Origin of the sequence: Pseudonocardia pini, assembly GCF_013870575.1 — a bacterium.
In the GTDB taxonomy this organism is placed as follows: Bacteria; Actinomycetota; Actinomycetes; order Mycobacteriales; family Pseudonocardiaceae; genus Pseudonocardia; species Pseudonocardia pini.
This window is the reverse complement of record NZ_JACBXB010000605.1, coordinates 1-3,481: the sequence shown is the minus strand read 5'-3', so window position 1 is coordinate 3,481 and position 3,481 is coordinate 1. Positions and strand designations below refer to the sequence as shown.

The following is a 3,481-nucleotide window of genomic DNA, read 5'->3' as shown; positions in this document are numbered from 1 at the left end:
GCGTGCCGGAGTGGTGATCTTGGGTCGCGCGGGTGGTCGGAAGCCGGCTGATCACCGGCCTGCCGAACAGGAGCACGCCCAGCGCGAGCCCGAGGAGCCCGGCGCACAGCCGCAGGAGGTCGCCGATCAGCCCGGAGTAGAGCGTCAGCATCACCAGTGCGATGACCAGCACCAGCCGCAGCCTGCGCCGCCAGAGCGCGGTCAACCCGGCGCTCACCGCCAGGATGGTCCCGACGACCGCGGTACCGGGCCCCACGGCGGTGGACGCCGCGAGCTGGTCGGCCCACCGGCCGTCGGCCCAGCGGGCCAGCAGCCAGACGACGCCGAGCCCGGCCAGCGACCCGCCGACCTGCACCACCAGCGCCAGCCCCGCGGTGCGCAGGCTGCCGATCCGGCGTTCGGCCACGGGCAGCAGTGCGAGGACCAGGCCCGTGGAGAGCAGGTACGAGCCCAGCCCCTGACACCACAGGCCCGAGGTCACCGGCCCCCACCACACCCCCGCCCGCAGGGGGCCGAGCCCGGCGCCGACGACGGCCGCGAGCGCGGGCGACGGCCCGTGCAGCAGGCTCCCGGTCGCGGCGCCGAGGACCCAGATCACGAGCACGAGCACGACGGTCAGCGGCGCCCGCCGGACGACGCGCAGCAGCCGCGCCGCGGGATCGTCGGCGGCCCGCCGACCGGGCCGGGCGGCCTGTTCGACCACCGCCGACCCCTGCGCCATGGGATCACTCTGGCATCTCCCGCAGGACGCCGAAGGAGGGGCTCGGCACGATCGGGGACGAGTCGGTCATCCGGTACGAGCGGCTCGTGTCACGCGGTCGGCGCGACCCTCGCCCGGCGGCGGACGAGGGCTGGGAGCAGGACGAAACCGGCCTCGAGGGTCAGGTCGCCGATCCCGGCGGGCGGAGCGCTGCCGCGGAACCCGGACGGGTCAGCTGCGGGACTACTCGGTCGGAAGCCGCTCCCCGGCCTCGAGCGGCACGGACAGGACGTTCCCGGCGGGCGGGAGCGGGCAGGTCGCGTGCGCGGTGAAGGCGCACGGCAGGTTGACGACGCGGTTGAGGTCCAGCGTGAGCGCGCCGTCCGCAGCCGGGTCCCCGACCTTGAGGATGCGGCCGCCGCCGTAGGTCGTGCCGCCCGAGGTGCCGTCGCGGAAGTGCAGGGCCAGCCCGTCCGGCTTGCCGGCGAGCGCAACCAGCTCCTGCTCGGCGCCCGCCACGGTGAAGCGGACCGTGCCCACGGCCGTCGGGAAGTGGTTCAGCCCGTCCACGACCGCGCCCACGGTGATCCGGCGGGGCTCGGGGTACGCGGTGAACCGGGCCTCGACGACCCACCGCTCGTCCACGGGGAAGGCCGGGACGCCGCCGAAGCGGGTGCGGGTCGCGGCCTCCGGGTCCCGCACGCGCAGGGCGTAGGAGTCCGTGCGCCGGGCGATCTCGATCCGCCGCTCCCCCGCCGTGACCAGCACGCCGGGCAGCCCGTCCCGCGGCTCCAGCCGGACGGTGCCGTCGACCGGCTCCCCGTCCACGGCCAGGCCCGCCGCGGCCGCGGCGGTCAGCTCGACGACGCCGTCGCCGGTCGCACGCCAGGTGCCGGGGACGCCGTCGAAGGCCTGCGGTTCCTCGGTGATCCACTCCAGGGCGGTGAGGCTCAGCCAGCCGTGCGGGCGGCGGAGCTCCTCCTCGCGCTCGGCGTGCCAGGTGGCCCAGTCCTGCTGCAGGGTGCTGTCCGAGAAGGTCTCTGTCGTCACCTCCTGCCGAACACCCCGCGCGTGCGGCGCATTTCGGCATCCCGCTCTGTGGGTCACCCGTTGCGCCGAACGGCCCACATGTCCGGACCGGTTCGCCATGTGGGACGAGGTTTGACCTGGCGGGACGGGTCTGGTGTGGTCGGTGTCGTGGCCTCCTCCCCGTTGACGCGTCGGCGTCACGTCGACCACAAGATCATGGACTCCTGCGCCTGTCGCTGAACGCCGTCCGCGTTCCGACACCTTCCGCAGGAGAGTCATGTCCACACCCCTGAAGTTCGCCTACTGGGTCCCCAACGTCTCCGGCGGGCTCGTGACCAGCACGATCGAGCAACGCACCGACTGGGGCATCGACTACAACCGGCGCCTCGCGCAGACCGCCGAGCGCGTCGGGTTCGAGTACGCCCTCTCGCAGGTCCGCTACATGGCGTCCTACGGCGCCGACCACCAGCACGAGTCGACCAGCTTCTCGCTGGCGCTGTTGCTGGCCACCGAGAGGCTCAAGGTGATCGCCGCGGTCCACCCCGGGCTGTGGCACCCCGGCGTGCTGGCCAAGTGGGTCGCCACCGCGGACCACCTCTCCGGCGGCCGTGCGGCGGTCAACGTGGTGAGTGGCTGGTTCAAAGACGAGTTCACCTCCCTCGGCGAGCCCTGGCTGGAGCACGACGAGCGCTACCGCCGCTCCGAGGAGTTCATCCGCGCGCTGCGGGAGATCTGGACCTCCGAGCACGCCGAGCTCCGCGGCGACTTCTACCGGATCCACGACTTCGACCTGAAGCCCAAGCCCGTCGAGGTGCCGGGGCGACCGCACCCGGAGATCTTCCAGGGCGGGAACTCCACGGCCGCCCGGCGCAACGGCGGACGGGTCGCGGACTGGTACTTCTCCAACGGCAAGGACTACGAGGGCTTCACCGAGCAGGTCGAGGAGGTGCGGGCCCACGCGCGGGAGGCGGGCCGCACGGTCCGCTTCGGGCTCAACGGGTTCGCCATCGCCCGGGACACCGAGCGCGAGGCCCGCGAGCAGCTCCGCGAGATCATCGCCAAGGCCAACCGGCCCGCGGTCGAGGGCTTCCGGGACGCCGTGCAGCAGGCCGGGTCCTCCACCGGGGACAAGCGCGGGATGTGGGCGGACTCCTCGTTCGAGGACCTCGTCCAGTACAACGACGGCTTCCGCACCCAGCTCATCGGCACACCGGAGCAGATCGCGGACCGCGCGATCGAGTACAAGCGCCGCGGGGCGGACCTGCTGCTGCTCGGCTTCCTGCACTTCCAGGAGGAGATCGAGTACTTCGGCGAGAAGGTGCTGCCGATCATCCGGGAGAAGGAGGCGGAGCTCTCGGAGCGCGAGCCCGCCCTCGTCGCCGGTTCCTGACCCGATGCCGCTGCTGTTGACGCGGCGCAGGCACATCGACAACGCCCGCGCCGTGACCCAGGCCTGTCCGAGCTGACCTTGATCGCACGTTTCGTGCTGTCAGCGCTGCTTGATCACGGGTTGCGTGCACTCAGCGCTGTCCGCACCGCGCTCTGAGCACGAAACGTGCACCCGCACTCCGCCACCACAGACCTCCCGCACCACGCCCGTCCGCGCCGGACGCCCGCCCGCTCGGGCCGCCGGTGTCCTTCCCGACCGCCCGACGCCCTCGCGTCCGCGGACGGGCGTGTGCGCCCACACTCCACAAAGGACACGTTATGACCACGCTCGACAACCGCCCGACCACCCGGTTCGCCGGCACG

The 3,481-nt window shown here is 73.0% G+C and carries 2 protein-coding genes and 1 pseudogene; 1 reads left to right on the top strand and 2 read right to left on the bottom strand.

The genetic code is table 11. The annotated features are described in order from the left end of the window. A pseudogene (locus H5J29_RS25640) lies at positions 1-721 on the bottom strand (hypothetical protein); the annotation flags it as partial. A 222-nt stretch (positions 722-943) separates the two neighbouring features. Continuing rightward, entirely contained in the window at positions 944-1,750 is an 807-nt protein-coding gene (locus tag H5J29_RS25635) for a DUF1684 domain-containing protein (protein ID WP_312858405.1), read from the bottom strand. A gap of 256 nt (positions 1,751-2,006) precedes the next feature. Here H5J29_RS25635 and sfnG point away from each other — a divergent pair, with 256 nt between their 5' ends. Beyond that, positions 2,007-3,119, top strand: coding sequence for a dimethylsulfone monooxygenase SfnG (gene sfnG, locus H5J29_RS25630; protein ID WP_181783585.1), 1,113 nt, complete (start codon positions 2,007-2,009; stop codon positions 3,117-3,119). Positions 3,120-3,481: the final 362 nt, after the last annotated feature.